We start from the raw sequence: 17342 nt of genomic DNA, 5'->3' as shown, positions 1-17342 counted from the left end.
ATGCCTTCGATCTCGACCGTATCCGATCTTGCAGCTATTCGTCTTCACGCCAACGACGATGTCGTGATCGCAACCCGGCAATTGATGTCCGGCGCGCGCATCGCGTCGGAGGATCTGGTGGTCGCCGGGCTCATTCCGCCCGGCCACAAGATCGCGACACGCGATATGGCCGCCGGTGAGCCGGTGAAACGCTACAACCAGATCATCGGCGTGGCCAAGGAACCGATCTCTCGTGGTCAGCACGTCCACGTTCACAACCTCGGCATGGCTGAGTTTTCACGAGAGCATGCATTCGGTATCGATCTTCATCCGACTGAATACGCGCGCGAGCCCGCGACCTTCATGGGCATCCGCCGCGACGACGGACGAGTCGCGACGCGCAATTTCATCGGCATCTTGACGAGCGTGAACTGCTCGGCCACCGTCGCGCGCGCCATCGCCGATCACTTCCGGCGCGACGTGCATCCGCAAGCGCTCGCGCCTTACCCCAACGTCGACGGCGTGGTCGCATTGACGCACGGCCTCGGCTGCGGCATCGACACGATGGGCGAAGGTCTCGCGGTGCTGCGACGCACGCTGGCCGGCTATGCGATTCATCCGAACTTCCACTCGGTGTTGTTCGTCGGGCTCGGCTGCGAGACGAATCAGATTTCGGGCGTACTGGAATCGGCCGGGTTAAAAGCGGGAGAGCGGTTGCGCAGCTTCACGATTCAAGACTCCGGCGGAACGCGAAAGACCATCGAACGCGGTGTCGACATGGTGAGGGAGATGCTCGCCGATGCCAATCGTGTCACGCGCGAACCGTTGCCGGCCTCGCATCTGATCGTCGGTTTGCAATGCGGCGGGTCCGACGGCTACTCGGGCATTTCGGCGAACCCCGCGCTGGGCGCCGCGGTCGACCGGCTGGTACGGAACGGCGGCACGGCGATTCTCTCGGAGACACCGGAAATCTACGGCGCCGAGCATTTGCTGACACGTCGCGCCGTCAGTCGCGAGGTGGGCGAGAAACTGCTGGCACGCGTTGCCTGGTGGGAAAACTATTGCGCGAGGAACGGCGCGGCGCTCGACAACAATCCGTCCGCGGGTAACAAGGTCGGCGGTTTGACGACGATTCTCGAAAAATCCCTCGGCGCGGTGGCCAAGGGCGGCACGACCAATCTCGTCGAGGTGTATCAGTACGCTGAACGCATCGACGCAAAGGGATTCGTCTTCATGGACTCGCCGGGCTACGACCCGGTTTCGGCGACAGGGCAGGTCGCGTCAGGCGCCAATCTGATCTGTTTCACGACCGGGCGCGGTTCCGCATACGGCTGCGCGCCATCGCCTTCGTTGAAACTCGCGACCAATACAGCGCTGTGGGAAAGGCAGGAGGACGACATGGACATCAATTGCGGCGGCGTGGTGGACGGCAGCGCCTCGGTTGCGGAACTCGGCGACCTCATCTTCGAGCGCATGCTCGAATGCGCATCCGGGGCCCCGTCGAAAAGCGAAGCGAACGGTTATGGACAAAACGAGTTCGTGCCGTGGCAATTGGGCGTCATCACCTGAACGATTCGCGCCCCAGCGCCACGAATCTCTCCAGATGATGGTCCTCATCGCCTAGCTGATGATCGATCATCACGAGGCGCTTCGCATAGTGAGCGAGCGGCAGTTCCCACGTCATGCCGATTCCGCCATGCAGTTGAATACACTCCTCGGCGACCAGCGTGCCGATCCGGCCGATACTGTATTTCGCCGCCGAAAGCGCACGCTCGCGAACCGTGCGCGCAGCGCCCAACGCCGCCGCCGCATTGATCACCGCCGAGCGCGCCTGCTCGATTTCGAGCAGCAAATCGGCCATGCGATGCTGCAACGCCTGGAAGCTGCCGATGGGCACGCCGAACTGCTTGCGCGTGCGCAGATACTCGAGCGTGTGCTCCTTCGCGACATCCATTGCGCCGACCGCTTCGGCGCACAGCGCCAGTACCCCGCGGGCAATCGCGTATTCCAGCGTGGCGTAACCCTCGCCGGATAGGCCGAGCAGCGCGCCGTCGTCGAGCGACACGTTGTCGAACGTCACTTCGGCCGCGCGCCCGCCGTCGATCTTGCGATAGCCGCGCACGCCGACACCCGCTGCATCGCGCGGCACGAGAAAGAGCGTCACGCCTTCTTCTTCGTCGTCGGCGCCGGCGGTGCGCGCGGAAACCAGAAAGAGCGAAGCATTCTCGCCGTGCTGAACGACCGCCTTCGCGCCGCTCAAGTGCCATGCGTTACCGTGGCGCTCGGCACGCGTCGTCACGCGAGCCAGCTCGTAGTGGCTGTCCGGCTCGCCATGCGCGAGCGCGACGATTCGCGAACCGTCGATCAATTCGCCGAGCAGCGCTTTCTGCATCTCGTTGCCGCTCTTCGCAATCGCGTGGCCGACGATCAACGTATCGAGAAACGGTTCGACGACGAGGCCGCGGCCCAGGCACTCGAACACCACGGCGATATCGAACCCGTCGCCGCCAAAGCCGCCGTTCGCCTCATCGAACAACGCGCCGATGATGCCTAGCTCCGCGAAGCGATGCCACAGTTCGGCGCTGAAGCCCTGTGCCGAGGCCGCAATCCGGTCGCGCGTCTGGAAGCCGTATTGCTCGCTGATAAAACGGTTGAGCGTATCGGCCAGCATGCGGCGGTCTTCGGTGTGCTGGAAGTTCATGAGTTGCGCCCCTTACAGTCCCAGGATCATTTTGGAAATGATGTTCTTCTGGATTTCGTTGGAGCCGCCGAAAATCGACAGCTTGCGGTTGTTGAAGTACGAAGCCGCCGCGCTCGCGGCTTCGTCGGGGCCGACCGGCTCGCCTGCGAAACCATCGTGCAAGGCTTCTTCGATGAACGGCTGCGCGTATGCGCCCATCGCGCGGCGCGTGAGCGACGAGATCTCCTGGCGAATCTCCGTGCCGCGAATCTTGAGCATCGAACTCTCCGCGCCCGGCACGCCGCCGCCGGCCACCGCCGCGATCACGCGCAGGTTGGTGGTCTTCATGTTCTCCAGGTCGATCTCGACGCGCGCCATGCGCGCCGCAAACAAGGGATCTTCCGCCAGCGGCCGGCCGTTGCGCCGCTGTTTCGCGGCGATCGTGCGCAAGCGGTTGAACGCGGCCACGGAGAAACCGACGCCCGCGATATTGGTGCGCTCATACGTGAGCAGATACTTCGCGTAGGTCCAGCCCTTGTTCTCCTCGCCGACGAGATTCGCGGCTGGCACGCGCACGTCGGTGAAAAACACCTCGTTGACTTCGTGCTCGCCGTCGAGCGTGATGATCGGCCGCACCTCGACGCCCGGCGTCGTCATGTCGATTAGCAGGAAGCTGATGCCCTCCTGCTTGCGCACGTCGGTCGCGGTGCGCACGAGGCAGAAGATCATGTTCGCGTAGTGGCCGAGCGTGGTCCACGTTTTCTGGCCGTTGACGATGTAGTGCTCGCCTTGCGCGTCCATGCCGCGTACCGCGGTGGTTTTCACCGAGGCCAGATCGGAACCCGCGCCCGGCTCCGAATAGCCCTGGCACCACCAGTCGGAGCCGTCGAGTATGCGTGGAAGCCAGTGGCGCTTCTGCGCGTCGCTGCCGTATTTGATCAGCACGGGGCCGAGCATGTTGACGCCGAACGGCACCACGCGCGGCGCGCCCGCCAACGCGCATTCGTTTTCGAAGATGAATTTCCGCACCGCATTCCAGCCTGGGCCGCCGTATTCCTTCGGCCAGTGATTCGCGAGCCAGCCTTGCGCGTTGAGAATCGCGTGCCACTCGGCCATGTCGTCGCGCGTGAGGCGGCGTCCGCCGTGCACCTTGCTGGCGAGACGTTGCGGGAGCTTGTCGCGCAAAAAGGCCAGCACGTCGGCGCGAAAGGCTTCTTCTTCGGCAGTGAAGTTCAGATCCATGACGAGGGTGTCCGTGAAGGTTGAGTAGAGCAGCGGTGCGCGGGCAGGCCACCGCCGGCCGAGATGTGCTTACCGCAACGAAGCTCGATGACGTGGCAAGTCAAACTTTCTGATTGTGGCTCGCAAATTCCGCGCCGCGCAATTCGCGCGTCACGACGTCGGCCGAAGGTTTGAGGCTCATGGGTTGTCTCCTGATTCCGATCGGGCGTGCCGGGTCCGGTGAATGCCCGATTGTCGGTCGGTCAGGCTTTATTGACAATCACATGGAGTAGATGCTGTATAGGCCGAACCACATCACACGCGGGCGGCGGTGACTTTCATCGAGCTTGTTCTGACGCAGGCGTGGGAAAGCGGAAGAGAATTACGGCTTGAGCGGTCGCGGGTATGCTCAACAAAAACGAAGAGCCGTGCGCCATCGGGCGACACGTGAAACCCAGAGGAGACACGGATGAAATGGGCCATCGCCTTTCTGGCGCTGCTTGCAAGCGCCATTGTCGTCGTACTGGTCGCGCGCCTGCCTGCCGAGCAGGCCATCCGTTTCGCCGGTTATGCGGGCACCGCGCTCTTTGCCGCGCTGGTCAGCTTGCTGTTTCGCTGGCGCGCCGCCAAACGCGAGCAACGAAAGGCGCCGCGCTGAACCAACAAGCCGACGTGCAAAGCGTCGCGCGCGACAATCAGGCATGCAGCGATAGACCCTTGACCGCCTTGTCGACGGCCTTCTTCGCGCCGCGCACCGCGAGCCCGACGAGATCGGGCGCATCGGCGGGTTCGGCGGGTCCGGCGCGGAACACCTCGCGGTTCGCCTGATCGTGGCCGGTCGAGAACATCGCGCGCACATAGACCGCGCGCATCAGTTCACGCTCGATGCCCTGGCGAAAGGCCCGCAACAAACCGGCGTTGTCCGCCTGGTACACCATCATCGGTTGACCGAGCAGCCGCACACGCGTGCTACGATGCTTCGCTCATTGCGCAGAGCGTCGGAGACACCCATGCGTCCACAGAATGCCGCCCGTTTCGATGAACAGTTCGCGCCGCGCATCGCCGAGGCCATCGCCGCGTGTTTCGCCACCACCGTGCATACCGAAGTGCTGCCTTACGGCGGCCACGGGCATCCGACGCGCGTGCGGATCCATGCCGCGCCGATCGACGATATCCGCCACTATGCGCATCCGTTGAATCTGTATCTGACGTGGGACAGCGACGAGATTGAAAGGTTGGTGAGCGCGCGAGAGCCGGCGCGCTTCGACAACTATCTGGCCGCGTTGCCGCGCAAGCTCACGGCCTGGCGGCATGCGCGCGAACTGGATTTTCTCTCGCATACGCAGGGCGAGCCGGTGATGTTGATCGGCGGGCTCGACTTCGAGTCGTGACGGCGGTGCGGCTCGAAGCCGCTCGAAGCCCCTCGCGGCGCGCTTGCGAAGACGAATGAAAAAGCGGCCGCTGCTCGATTCGCAGCGGCCGCTATCTTTCCCGCGGACGTCTGACTGCTTCGACCGAATGCTAAGCGAGCGTCAACCGCCCAGCGCAGGATCGCTCATGCTGCTCTTGCCGGTTTCCACGTGGCCGGCAAAACGCCGCGCGAACAGCGCATCCTTCTCCACCGTGATCGCCAGGTCGTACCAGCCGTAGGCGTTGCGCAGGTCGAGGTAGATCTGGTCCGTATCGCCGCCGCGCACCCAATGCTTGATTTCGTGTTTCGGGTCATAGGCGTTGACGATATGGAAGCGGCAACGCTCGCTGCCCACATTGATGAGCCGCAACTGCAGATTGCCGTTCGCGACGTCGTAGCCTTCCTCGACTTCAGGACGCGCGATGCCCGATCCGTCCCACCAGCTACGGGCGACCGGCCGGCCCGCAAAGCGCCGCAGATAACCGTTCGGGCCGTGCACGGTGAAGTCGTACGTGCCGTCGGCATTCAACGGCAACTCGTCCTGCAAGCGCTTGCCCGCTTCCACCGTATAGGTGCGCGGCGCGGCGAGACCGTTCGCGGTGTAGACCAGAAATACCGCGCCGGTGCTGCCCGTGTTGACGAAACGCATCACGAGCTTATTGAGCGAACCTTCGCCGTGAACGCGCACGAAGAGTTCATATGGCAGCGCGCGAGCCGGCCGCACGCCGGGCTCCTGCTTCGGCACCGCCTGCACGGCCGGCGGCAGCGGCACGTAGTCCGGGTGGCGATTCTGATCGGGCGGCACATAGCCGCTCGTGCTCGGCAGCTTCGGGAACGCATCGTTGGGGTTGCTGAAGTTGAAGGCCGACGTCAGGTCGCCGCATACCGCGCGGCGCCACGGCGAGATGTTCGCTTCGCCCAGATTGTTCTGCGCGCCGAAGCGCTGTTCGATGAAGCGGATCACCGACGTATGGTCGAACAGTTCCGAGCACACATAGCCGCCTTTCGACCACGGCGAGACCACCAGCATCGGCACGCGCGCGCCCAGTCCGTAGGGACCGGCGGGTCTTTTCGCATCGCCGGGATAGATTTCGTTGACCGTGTCGACGGTGGACAAGCCATTCGCGCTCGAAGCGGGCGCGAACGGCGGCGAGATGTGATCGAAGAAGCCGTCGTTCTCGTCGTAATTGATCAGCAGGACCGTCTTGCTCCACACCTCGGGGTTCGACGTGAGAATCTGCAAGACCTGATCGATGTACCACGCGCCGTAATTGGCGGGCCAGTTCGGATGCTCGGAATACGCCTCGGGCGCGGTGATCCACGAGACTTGCGGCAGCGTGTTGTTCTGCACGTCGCGCTTCAGAATGTCGAAATAGCCGTCGCCCTTCGTCGCGTTGGTGCCGGTGCGCGCGTTGTCGTACAGCGGGTTGCCCGGCTGCGCGTTGCGGTACTGGTTGAAATACAGCAGCGAGTTGTCGCCGTAATTGCCGATGTACGGATTCTCGGTCCAGCCCCATGAGCCCTTCGCGTCGAGTCCCACGCCCACGTCCTGATAGATCTTCCACGAGATGCCCGCGTTTTGCAGCACTTCCGGGTAGGTGGACCAGCCATAGCCGAGCTCGGAATTGTCGATCACCGGACCGCCGCCGCTGCCGTCGTTGCCCACCCAGCCGCTCCACATGTAGTAGCGGTTCGGATCGGTCGGGCCCATCAGCGAGCAGTGATACGCGTCGCAGATCGTGAAGGCGTCGGCGAGCTGGTAGTGAAACGGAATGTCCTCGCGCGTGAGGTAGGCCATCGTCGTGGCGCTCTTCGCGGGCACCCACTGATCGTAGCGGCCGCCGTTCCATGCCGCCTGCGAGCTGTTCCAGTCGTGCGGGAGATCCTGCAGGAACTGCATGCCGAGGTTGGACGCGGTGGGACGAAACGGCAGCACGTAGCCGGCATCCGCGGCGAGCGGCTGATACCACACCGGTTTGCCGTTGGGCAGATTGATCGCGCGCGTGTCGCCGAAACCGCGCACGCCCTTGAGCGTGCCGAAGTAGTGGTCGAACGAGCGGTTTTCCTGCATCAGCACGACGATGTGCTCGACGTCGCGGATGGTGCCCGTTGCGTTGTTCGCCGGAATGGCGAGGGCGTTGCGAATACCCAGCGGCAACATGCTCAACGCGGTCACGGACCCGGCGGCATGCGCGGCGGAGCGCAGAAAATCACGGCGATTTTTTGATGTCATGGTTTTGGCCTTCGATCTCGGTAGAGGAACGAACCACGCGACGCGCGAGCATCAACCCGCGCATTGCGTGGACGCGGAACTCAATCAACGGTATGAATGACGGGTGGGGCGAGCGGCGTCGACGCGGCGGCGGACAGTGCCGGGTCGGCGCTTGATGCGGGCAGTGCTGGGCTTTGAATCGTGACTGCTGCGGGTGCGGGTGATGCGGATGACGGATCGGCTGAGAGGACCGCCGGGGTGTTGCTGTTATCTGCCGAAGCGTTGTCTGAACGTCGGGCAGCGCCGGCCTGGCTCGGGTCGCGACCCTCGTCGCCGCATGCGCCGATCAGCGCGCACAAGGACGCGGTGACCAGCACGCCCGCCAAACGTTTGCGATAAACAGCAAGGGATGGCTTCGGCACAACGGACATGGCAACGACTCCGGCACGGGGAAGGGGTGCGAGGGCATCCGTGTGCCCAGGTCAGCGATGCAGAAGCATAATCGCTTACCTGTGTAAGTTTTGTGAAGAGGTAGTGAGGGGTTTTTATTGTCGGCATGCCGCTGCACTACGAAAGGGCAGCGGCAACGGCATGGCAAAAGCGGTGCTTACTTGTCGAGATTCAGGAACGGCAGCGGCGCGCCCGCGCCCAGGTACGTCGGCAGCTTGCCGTCCCAGCGGTTGATCGCCTGCAGTTGCAGATACTCCTTGCCGCCGTTGGTCTTGACCGCTTGCGCCTGAATCGCGATCGATTCGGCCTCGCCGCGCGCCTTGGCGATCTGCTGATCGGCTTCGAACTTCACGCGCGCGAGTTCGCGCTCCGCCTGCTCGGCGCGCTGGCTCGCGGTGACCTTGGCTTCAATGGCCTGGTCGAACGCCGCGCTGAACTTGAAATTGGTGATGTTGATATCCTGGATCAGGAAGCCATAGCCTTTCAGTTTCGTAATCAGTCCGCTCATGATGTCGGTGGAGACCTGCTGGCGCCTGGTCACCAGTTCTTCCGCGGTGTAGCGCGCCGCAACCGCCTTGAACACCTCGAACATGGCTGGCTGCACATACGAGGCTTCATACTGGAGCGACGGCGCCATGGCATACAGCGCACGAACCTTGTTCGGATCGACGCGGTAGTTCATCGTCAGATCGGTGTGCACCGACTGCAGATCCTTGGACGCCGCCTGCGCGCCTTCCACCTTGGCGACGTCGAGCCCGATGAAAACTTCGTGCAGGCGCGATACCGGGCTCACCAGGTGCGGGCCTTCGGGCAGCGTTTCCGCCTCGATATGTCCGAAGGTCGTCACCACGCCGATGTGCGATTGCGAAACCTGCACGAAGCTCGAGAACAGCGCGCCAACGGCGACGACGAGAACGAAGATGATTACGCCATAGCGCATTTGCGGCTGATGATCCTTGCGCAGCGATTTCGATGCGAATACGGCTGCCGCGCCGATAATGACGGCAAGAAAAAGAATAAAGATGATTTGGCCCATGTCGATGTTCTATCAGGTGAAGTCATACAAACAGAAAATGGCGGGCTGAATTATCCGCATTGCGCAGCCGGCCTTATGAAAATCTGCAACAGCAAACGGGGAAACGTGTTCCTTTGCATTGAAGCAGTGTGAAATCGTTAAGCAAATTTGTGTTTTTAATGTCGCCGGCGATTAAAGGCGCCGACGAATGATCGCGAAGTCTACAAGCATATTGAACGCTTGCGCAACGGTATCTTTTAGAGCGGAAAATTGAAACGCGAATGCGCGTGGCGCGGTTTTTAACGTTGCGCCGTTGTCTCGCCGTTGTTTATTTGAACCGCATGAGGAAACCGCGCCGGCATCGCGCAGTTATGTGATGCCCCAACGCCGAAGTTCTACTGGCGCTGTTGAACAATGAACGCGGCAATGGCCTCGTTCAACGCCCGCGGCGCATCGCGATGCGGCGAATGTCCGCAAGCGTCGAGCTTCACGAGCCGCGCATGCGGCACGCGCTGCGCGATCGTCTCGATCTGCGCCATCGTGCCGTAATGGTCGTCGTGACCTTGCACCGCGAGCAGCGGCTCGCGGATCGCAGGCAGTTCCTCGGCAGTGGTCCACTGCCTGAAGGCCGGATTCAGCCAGATGTCGTTCCAGCCATAAAACGCCGAATCGACGTCGGCGTGATAGCGGCTGAGTTTGCCGCGCAGGTCGGTGGTTTCGTAAAGCTGTTTGGTCTGCGCGATGCTTTGCACCGAAATGTCTTCGACGAATACGTGCGGCGCGATCGCCACCGCGCCGGCCAACGCCCCGGGGTAGAGCGCCGCGTACAGCAGCGCGATCGAGCCGCCGTCGCTATGGCCGACGAGCCACATGCGTTGGCGCTGACGCATGTCGATATTCAGTGCGTCGAGCAAGGCGGGCAGAATGTCGCGCGCCTGGGCGGTCATGAAATCGACCGGCCATTTCACGTCATACGCGCGCGGCGTGGAGCGTCCGTAACCGGGCCGTGAATAGACGAGCCCGCGCATGCCGAGTTGCTCGCATAGGGATTGCGGCCAGTCGCGCCACATGGCGAGCGAGCCGAGTCCCTCGTGCAGGAACACGGCGAGCGGCGCATCGCCCGCAGCCTCGTTCACCCAGCGATATTCGATGCGCAACGGCCCATGCGACGCCGTCGCGGGCAGGTCGGCGAAATCGCTGGCGGCGCTTGCGGCGGCGGGGTTCTGCATGGATTACCTCATGACTGTTCGCGCAGTTTGAAGCGTTGAATCTTGCCGGTGGCGGTCTTCGGCAAATCGTCGAGGAACACGATATCGCGCGGGTACTTATGCGGCGCGAGCCGTCCCTTGACGAAGGCTTTCAGTTCATCCGCGAGTATCTCAGAGGCGGCGAACTCACGCTTCAACACGACGAACGCGCGCGTCTTGACGAGCCCGCCGTGATCCAAGCCGACCACCGCCGCTTCCAGCACCGCGTCATGCTGCACGAGCACCATCTCCACTTCGACGGGCGAGACGTACTGGCCGCTCACTTTCAGCATGTCGTCGCTGCGCCCCGCGTACACATAGCAGCCGTTCGGCAGACGGCAGTACTTGTCGCCGCTGCGAATCCATTCGCCGAGAAACGTGGCGCGCGACTTCTCGCGATTGCTCCAGTACATCAGCGCCGCGCTCGGCCCCTTGATAAACAGATCGCCGATTTCGCCGTCGGGCACCGGCTGACCCAACTCGTCGCGCAACGCGACTTCATAGCCCGGCACGGGACGGCCCGTGGTGCCGTATTCGACCGAGCCCGCGCGATTCGACAAGAAGATATGCAGCATTTCCGTCGAGCCGATGCCGTCGAGTATCTCGCAGCCGAAGTGCGCGGTGAAGCGCTCGCCGATTTCGCGCGGCAAGGCCTCGCCCGCCGACGCGCACACGCGCATCGCGACATCGGCGCGCGCGGGCAGATTGGGCGAGACCAGCATGCTCGCGTAGAGCGTCGGCACGCCGTAAAAGATGGTGGGGCGATGCTGCACGAGACGCTTGAAGATCGCGTCGGCGGTGGGGCGCTCCGCCATCAGCACCGCGGTCGCGCCGACCGACAGCGGGAACGTCAGCGCATTGCCGAGCCCATAGGCGAAGAACAGCTTCGCCGCCGAGAACACCACGTCGCCCTCCACAATGCCGAGGATCGGCTTCGCATACAGTTCGGCGGTCCAGTAGAGATTCGCATGCGTGTGGACGGTGCCCTTCGGCTTGCCGGTCGAGCCGGACGAGTACAGCCAGAACGCGATGTCGTCGCAACCGGTGGCGGCGGATTTGCCTGCCGGCGTCGCGGCGTCGAGCAGATCCTTGAGTAGCGGCGTCGCGAGCATGTTGCCTTCGCGCGGCTGCGAGACGATCAACTGACAGCCGTCGTGCTCGGTGGCTTCCATCGCCTGCGTGACGTTCGCCAGCAACGCGCCCGATGCGATCACGGCGCGCGCGTGGCTATGCGTGAGCATGTACACGTAATCGGGCGCGGTGAGCAGCGTATTCGCGACCACCGGCACGACGCCCGCGAGGAGCGCGCCGAGAAACGCGATCGGCAATTCGACTGTGTCGAGCATCACCAGCAGCACGCGTTCCTCGGGATGCACGCCGAGCGTGCGCAATACGCTCGCGAAGCGCCGCGCGCGGTTCTCCAGTTCGCCGTAGGTGGTCGCGCCGGTGTCGTCGACATAAGCGGTTTTGGCGGCGCGCGCCTGGTTCAGTTGAAACAGATAAGCCGCGAAATTGAACAGCGCGGGCGGCGGCTCGACCGTCACGGCGGGCTGACTCGCAGCCGGTTCCAGCAGGGCTTCCATATGTCTCCTCCAACGGGTGAGGGGCGGTCCGGCTGTTATCTGCTCTTGATCCGCTCGATGCTTGCTGCTTGCTGCTTGTGTACGTCTCGTGCGCTCCGCGTGCGGCTTGCGCGTGTACTTCCGCAGGTGGCTTCCGCTATGCCGCGGGCAAGTGGGTTGTTCGCGTCAGCGCGTCGATTGCCGCGCTCGATGCCTGAACCGCCGAGCGCCGGTGATAGAAGCCGAGCGCGATATCGACCGCCGAATCGTTGCGCGTGGTGCCCGAGTTCGCGATGGCGATCGCGTAGTCGTCGTCGCGCCTGGCTTGCGGCAGCTTGACGATTTCGGCGAGGCGCGCGGTGCGCTGCGCATAGGTCAACGCGCGCAACGCGGCGCCTGCCTGTTCGCGGGCAAAGCCGAAGGCACGCGCCAGGTCGAGGCTCTCGCTCGACACGCGCACCAGCGCCTCGCCTGTTACCGGATCGGTCAGGGTCACGCCGTCGCCGCTGCCCGCGACCCATTGGCCATCCACGTAGTTCTTCAAAAGTTCGGTCATGGCTGTCTCGGTGCGTCAGGCGGAAGCGGGGGGCGTGGTGAATTCGATCGCGCCTTGCGGCAGCAGATACAGCGCCAGCGCCTGACCGTTCGCCACGGTCGGACGATGCGCGCTGCCGGGACCGTACACGCACCAGCCGGCCGGATGACCGTCGAAGGTGGCGCCTTCGGTGAGCGGCATGATCAGGTCGATCTCGCCGTGAGGATGAACGTGATGCGGACCGGCAATGTCCTTCATCTCCACCACGTCGACGGAAAAGCCGTGAGTGTCGGGCAGCGCCTTGAAGATGCGCCCGTAGCGAATGCCGCCGCCCTCGCGACTGCACAGCCAGCCTTCGGCCACGCCGGTGCGGCATGCGTCGGCGAGCGCGCGGAACGTTTCGCTATCCGCGGGCCAGGTGGCGTTCAACCACGCGGCGAGTTCGCCGTCGAGCGCTCGGCCGGCGAGTTGCCCGGTCACGCCCGCGATCAGGCGCTGGAATTCATGTGGGGACATGCGAGCCCTCCATATCGACCCGCGCACGCACGTTAGTTCATGCGTGTGGTCGAGCCGTCTCCGTGACGCGGCCGAAATATCTCGACGGCGTTTGTGATTGCATCAATATTTGGCGAAAATTAACCGTTCGCCTAGGCCGTGTCAAGCACTATAGTACATACATTGCAGTCGTGAGGCAGTAAAACATGAACCAAAATAACACTCCAGCGCCGTCGGACGACGCCGCCAATGACGACGCAGGCCGCGCGGGCCGGCCCGACAGCGCGACCGAGCGCGGCGGCGAGCGCGAGGAACGCGATCCCTTCCTCACGGCGATGGGCGAGCGCGTGCGCCTCTTGCGCGCGCGCCGCGGCATGACCCGCAAGACGCTGGCGACCGAAACCGGCTTGTCGGAGCGTCATCTGGCGAATCTGGAATCGGGCGTGGGCAACGCGTCGGTGCTGGTGTTGCGGCAGATCGCGACGACCTTGAACTGTCCGCTCGCGGAGGTGATCGGCGACGAAACCACGGCGTCCGCCGAATGGCTGCTGATCCGCGAACTGCTGCACGGCCGGGATCAGGCGGCTTTGCAGCGCGCTCGCGTGGCGCTCGCCGAGATGTTCGCGCAGGCCCCGCGCGACCCGCATCGCAAGGACCGGATCGCGTTGATCGGGCTGCGCGGCGCGGGCAAATCGACGCTCGGGCGCATGCTCGCGCAGGAGCGCAAGGTGCCGTTCGTCGAGTTGACGCGCGTGATCGAGCAGCTTGCCGGCTGCCCGCCCTCGGAGATTCATTCGCTGTACGGCGCGAGCGCTTACCGGCGCTACGAGCACCGCGCGCTCGAGGCGGTGATTCAGGAGCACGAGCGCGCGGTGATCGCGTCGCCGGGCGGCCTGGTGTCGGAGTCGGGCACGTTCAATACGCTGCTGTCGCATTGCTTCACCGTGTGGCTGCAAGCCGCGCCGGAAGAGCACATGCGCCGCGTGGTCGCGCAAGGCGACCTGCGGCCGATGTCGGGCAACCGCGAAGCGATGGACGACCTGAAGCGCATTCTGGCGGGTCGCGGCGAGCTGTACGGCCGCGCCGACATGAGCTTCGACACCAGCGAGAAAACCTTGGCGGACGCCTATTTGCAGCTACGCGACCGGCTTGCCGCAAGGCTTGCGGCGGAATCGCCGGACGACGCGCGCGCGATTTGACATGCATTGCGGCGCTAGGGTTTACCAATAAACATGAAGTAAAGTGCTTTACATGGGTATGACGATGCACTATTGTTCAAAAACAGGTTGCATCGTCCAAGTCAGGAGACGCCCATGTCCACAGCAGAAACCGCGGTCGCGCCGGTCGACTACCGCACCGATCCCTCGCAGTACAAGCATTGGAAGCTGAGCTTCAACGGTCCGGTCGCGACGCTCGGCATCGATATCGCCGAGGACGGTGGCATCCGCGACGGCTACAAGCTGAAGCTGAACTCATACGACCTCGGCGTCGATATCGAACTGCACGACGCGATACAACGCATCCGCTTCGAGCATCCCGAAGTCAAAACGGTGGTGCTCACCAGCCTGAAAGACCGCGTGTTCTGCTCGGGCGCCAACATCTTCATGCTGGGTTTGTCCTCCCATGCGTGGAAGGTCAACTTCTGCAAGTTCACCAACGAGACGCGCAACGGTCTCGAGGATTCGTCGCGTTACTCGGGCTTGAAGTTTCTCGCGGCGGTGAACGGCGCATGCGCCGGCGGCGGTTACGAACTCGCGCTGGCTTGCGACGAAATCTATCTGGTGGATGACCGCTCGTCGTCGGTGTCGCTGCCGGAAGTGCCGTTGCTCGGCGTGTTGCCCGGCACCGGGGGCCTCACGCGCGTGACCGACAAACGCAAGGTGCGCCACGATCGCGCGGATATCTTCTGCACGGTGGTGGAAGGCATTCGCGGCGAGCGCGCGAAAGCCTGGCGTCTCGTGGATGAAGTCGTGAAGCCGAATCAGTTCGATCAGGCCATCCAGGCGCGCGCGCTTGAACTCGCGGCAAAAAGCGATCGTCCCGGGGATGCGCCGGGCGGCGTGATGCTCACGCGCGTCGAACGCGCCGACCGCGAAGACGGCCTGACGTACCAGACGCTCGACGTCACGATCGAGCGCGCCAGGCGCATCGCGACGTTCACGGCGAAAGCGCCGCCAACCGAGCAACCCACGCAGATCGACGCCATCGTTGCAGCCGGCGCGCACTGGTGGCCGCTGCAATTCGCGCGCGAGCTCGACGACGCGATTCTCTCGATGCGTACCAATGAGCTCGGAGTCGGCACCTGGGTGTTCAAGACCGAAGGCGACGCGCGCAACCTGCTCGCCGCGGACGCCACGCTGATGCAGCACCGCGATCACTGGTTCGTGCGCGAAACGATCGGCCTGCTGCGCCGCACGCTCGCGCGCATCGACGTCTCGTCGCGCTCGCTGTTCGCGCTGATCGAACCGGGCTCGTGCTTTGCCGGCACCTTCGCGGAACTCGCGTTCGCCGCCGACCGCGCGTATATGGCCGCGCTGCCGAGCAATGAGGACGAGGAGCCGGCCATCACGCTTTCGGAGGTCAACTTCGGGCTTTATCCGATGGTGACGCATCAGTCGCGGCTTGCTCGCCGGTTCTATGAAGAAGCCGAACCGCTCGACGCCGTGCGCTCGAAAATCGGCCAGCCGATCAAACCGGTCGACGCCGAGCGCCTCGGACTCGTCACCGCCTCTCCCGACGATATCGACTGGGCCGACGAAATCCGCATCGCGCTCGAAGAACGCGCCGCGATGTCGCCCGATGCGCTCACCGGCCTCGAAGCGAACTTGCGCTTCAACGGGCCCGAGACGATGGAGACGCGCATCTTCGGCCGTCTCACCGCATGGCAGAACTGGATCTTCAACCGGCCGAACGCAGTGGGCGAGAAAGGCGCGCTCAAGGTGTACGGCAAGGGCAGCAAGGCGCAGTTCGATGCTTCGCGCGTGTGATGCGCGTGTGAATGCGCGCGCCTGAAAAGCATCCACGCCATTAACGCGATTTAACGCAACGCGGCCCGCCGGATACGCGCGGCACTGCATCCGCTCAAGGAACCGACCATGTCGACGATCAACTACAGCGAAAAGATTCCGAACAACGTCAACCTCGCCGACGACCGCACGCTGCAACGCGCGCTCGAACAATGGCAGCCGAACTTTCTGTCGTGGTGGGGCGATATGGGCCCGGAAGGCTCGCAGGGTTACGACGTGTATCTGCGCACGGCGGTGAGCGTGGATGCGGGCGGCTGGGCGCATTTCGATCACGTGAAAATGCCGGACTACCGTTGGGGCATTTTTCTGACGCCCGGCGAGCAGGACCGCAAGATTCACTTCGGCGAGCACAAGGGCGAGGCGGCGTGGGAGGACGTGCCCGGCGAGCATCGCGCGAATCTGCGCCGCATCATCGTGACGCAGGGCGATACGGAGCCGGCTTCGGTCGAGCAGCAACGTCATCTCGGTTTGACGGCGCCTTCCCTGTACGACTTGCGCAATCTGTTCCAGGTGAACGTGGAGGAAGGCCGCCATTTGTGGGCGATGGTGTATCTGCTGCATCGTTATTTCGGCCGTGACGGCCGCGAGGAAGCCGAGGCATTGCTCGGCCGCCGCTCGGGCGACGACGACAATCCGCGCATTCTCGGCGCATTCAATGAGAAAACGCCGGACTGGCTCGCGTTCTACATGTTCACGTATTTCACCGATCGCGACGGCAAGTTCCAGTTGTCCGCGCTCGCCGAGTCGGGTTTCGATCCGCTCGCGCGCACCACCAGGTTCATGCTGACCGAGGAAGCGCATCACATGTTCGTCGGCGAATCGGGTGTGTCGCGCGTGATCCAGCGCACCGCGCAAGTGATGAACGAACTGGGCACCGACGACGTCACGAAACTTCGCGCGGCCGGCGTGATCGATCTGCCGACTATCCAGCGCTATCTGAACTTCCATTACTCGGTGACGATCGACCTGTTCGGCGCCGATCATTCATCGAATGCGGCTACGTTCTATAGCTCGGGTTTGAAGGGACGCTATGAAGAGAACAAGCGCGACGACGATCATCAGTTGAGCGGGCAGCGCTACAAGCTGCTCGACGTGCAGGACGGCAAGCTGGTCGAGCGCGAAGTGCCGATGCTCAACGCCATGAACGAAGTGCTGCGCGACGATTACATCAAGGACTCGATGGCGGGCGTGGGGCGCTGGAACAAGGTGCTCGACAAGGCCGGCATCGATTTCCGCATGACGGTGCCGCATAAGGCGTTCAATCGCCAGATCGGCACGTTTGCGGGCACGCGCGTGTCGCCCGATGGCCGCGTGGTGAGCGAAACCGAATGGGCCGCCAACGAGGCGAAGTGGCTCGCCACGCCGGAAGACCGCGCGTATGTCGCGTCGCTGATGGGGTGCGTCACGGAACCCGGCAAGTTCGCGAACTGGATTGCGCCGCCGGCGATGGGCGTCAATCGCCAGCCGGTCGATTTCGAATACGTGCGCTTTAACTGAACGCACGAGAAG

General features: G+C 63.5%; 14 protein-coding genes and 2 pseudogenes. 6 read left to right on the top strand and 10 right to left on the bottom strand.

Features of this window, described 5'->3' with window-relative positions:
• The gene (locus BUE39_RS20415; RefSeq protein WP_374710296.1) at window positions 1-1548 is read left to right on the top strand and encodes a UxaA family hydrolase; all 1548 of its coding nucleotides are present in this window, start codon (window positions 1-3) and stop codon (window positions 1546-1548) included.
• On the opposite strand, the gene BUE39_RS20410 is transcribed toward BUE39_RS20415, so the two are convergent.
• Both BUE39_RS20410 and BUE39_RS20405 read right to left on the bottom strand, forming a co-directional pair.
• Window positions 1541-2680 carry an acyl-CoA dehydrogenase family protein gene (locus tag BUE39_RS20410; protein WP_073430541.1) on the bottom strand — a complete coding sequence of 380 codons (1140 nt, stop codon included), beginning with the start codon at window positions 2678-2680 and terminating at the stop codon, window positions 1541-1543. The genes BUE39_RS20415 and BUE39_RS20410 overlap by 8 nt on opposite strands.
• Before the next feature lie 12 nt (window positions 2681-2692).
• Window positions 2693-3901 carry an acyl-CoA dehydrogenase family protein gene (locus tag BUE39_RS20405; RefSeq protein WP_073430540.1) on the bottom strand — a complete coding sequence of 403 codons (1209 nt, stop codon included), beginning with the start codon at window positions 3899-3901 and terminating at the stop codon, window positions 2693-2695.
• A gap of 448 nt (window positions 3902-4349) precedes the next feature.
• Between BUE39_RS20405 and BUE39_RS20400 the strand changes: the two genes are divergently transcribed.
• Complete coding sequence (locus tag BUE39_RS20400) at window positions 4350-4538, top strand: hypothetical protein (RefSeq protein ID WP_073430539.1); 189 nt, start codon at window positions 4350-4352, stop codon at window positions 4536-4538.
• A 37-nt stretch (window positions 4539-4575) separates the two neighbouring features.
• On the opposite strand, the pseudogene BUE39_RS20395 reads toward BUE39_RS20400, so the two are convergent.
• Window positions 4576-4839 (bottom strand): annotated as a pseudogene (locus BUE39_RS20395) (DUF2000 family protein); the annotation flags it as partial.
• 51 nt (window positions 4840-4890) lie between these two features.
• Between BUE39_RS20395 and BUE39_RS20390 the strand changes: the two are divergent.
• Window positions 4891-5271 (top strand): DUF5594 family protein, encoded by a 381-nt coding sequence (locus tag BUE39_RS20390; RefSeq protein ID WP_073430538.1) that lies wholly within the window; start codon window positions 4891-4893, stop codon window positions 5269-5271.
• A gap of 141 nt (window positions 5272-5412) precedes the next feature.
• Here the strand turns inward: BUE39_RS20390 and BUE39_RS20385 are convergent, their stop codons facing one another.
• From BUE39_RS20385 to BUE39_RS20355, 7 genes and pseudogenes are all read right to left on the bottom strand, one after another.
• Window positions 5413-7524, bottom strand: a complete 2112-nt coding sequence (locus BUE39_RS20385; protein WP_073430537.1) for a phosphocholine-specific phospholipase C — start codon at window positions 7522-7524, stop codon at window positions 5413-5415.
• Window positions 7525-7604: 80 nt separating this feature from the next.
• Complete coding sequence (locus tag BUE39_RS20380; protein ID WP_073430536.1) at window positions 7605-7934, bottom strand: hypothetical protein; 330 nt, start codon at window positions 7932-7934, stop codon at window positions 7605-7607.
• Window positions 7935-8110: 176 nt separating this feature from the next.
• Window positions 8111-8989 carry a prohibitin family protein gene (locus BUE39_RS20375; RefSeq protein WP_084561449.1) on the bottom strand — a complete coding sequence of 293 codons (879 nt, stop codon included), beginning with the start codon at window positions 8987-8989 and terminating at the stop codon, window positions 8111-8113.
• 374 nt (window positions 8990-9363) lie between these two features.
• Window positions 9364-10197 carry an alpha/beta fold hydrolase gene (locus BUE39_RS20370; RefSeq protein ID WP_073430535.1) on the bottom strand — a complete coding sequence of 278 codons (834 nt, stop codon included), beginning with the start codon at window positions 10195-10197 and terminating at the stop codon, window positions 9364-9366.
• A gap of 8 nt (window positions 10198-10205) precedes the next feature.
• Window positions 10206-11798 carry a benzoate-CoA ligase family protein gene (locus BUE39_RS20365; protein WP_073430534.1) on the bottom strand — a complete coding sequence of 531 codons (1593 nt, stop codon included), beginning with the start codon at window positions 11796-11798 and terminating at the stop codon, window positions 10206-10208.
• Window positions 11799-12012: 214 nt separating this feature from the next.
• Window positions 12013-12333: pseudogene (locus tag BUE39_RS20360) on the bottom strand (3,4-dehydroadipyl-CoA semialdehyde dehydrogenase); the annotation flags it as partial.
• 15 nt (window positions 12334-12348) lie between these two features.
• On the bottom strand, window positions 12349-12828 hold the full coding sequence (locus BUE39_RS20355) for a DUF4863 family protein (RefSeq protein WP_073430533.1): 480 nt from the start codon (window positions 12826-12828) through the stop codon (window positions 12349-12351).
• A gap of 185 nt (window positions 12829-13013) precedes the next feature.
• On the opposite strand from BUE39_RS20355, the gene BUE39_RS20350 reads away from it, so the two are divergent.
• The 3 genes from BUE39_RS20350 to boxB all read left to right on the top strand — a co-directional run bounded on the left by BUE39_RS20350 (window position 13014) and on the right by boxB (window position 17330).
• Window positions 13014-14006, top strand: a complete 993-nt coding sequence (locus tag BUE39_RS20350) for a helix-turn-helix transcriptional regulator (protein WP_073430532.1) — start codon at window positions 13014-13016, stop codon at window positions 14004-14006.
• Window positions 14007-14120: 114 nt separating this feature from the next.
• On the top strand, window positions 14121-15794 hold the full coding sequence (gene boxC / locus BUE39_RS20345) for a 2,3-epoxybenzoyl-CoA dihydrolase (protein WP_073430531.1): 1674 nt from the start codon (window positions 14121-14123) through the stop codon (window positions 15792-15794).
• A 108-nt stretch (window positions 15795-15902) separates the two neighbouring features.
• Window positions 15903-17330 (top strand): benzoyl-CoA 2,3-epoxidase subunit BoxB, encoded by a 1428-nt coding sequence (boxB, locus tag BUE39_RS20340; RefSeq protein ID WP_073430530.1) that lies wholly within the window; start codon window positions 15903-15905, stop codon window positions 17328-17330.
• The last annotated feature ends 12 nt before the right edge of the window (window positions 17331-17342 follow it).

This window comes from Paraburkholderia terricola (assembly GCF_900142195.1).
Classification (GTDB): domain Bacteria; phylum Pseudomonadota; class Gammaproteobacteria; order Burkholderiales; family Burkholderiaceae; genus Paraburkholderia; species Paraburkholderia terricola.
The sequence above is the reverse complement of the archived record's forward strand: the minus strand, read 5'-3'. Positions and strand labels throughout refer to the sequence as shown.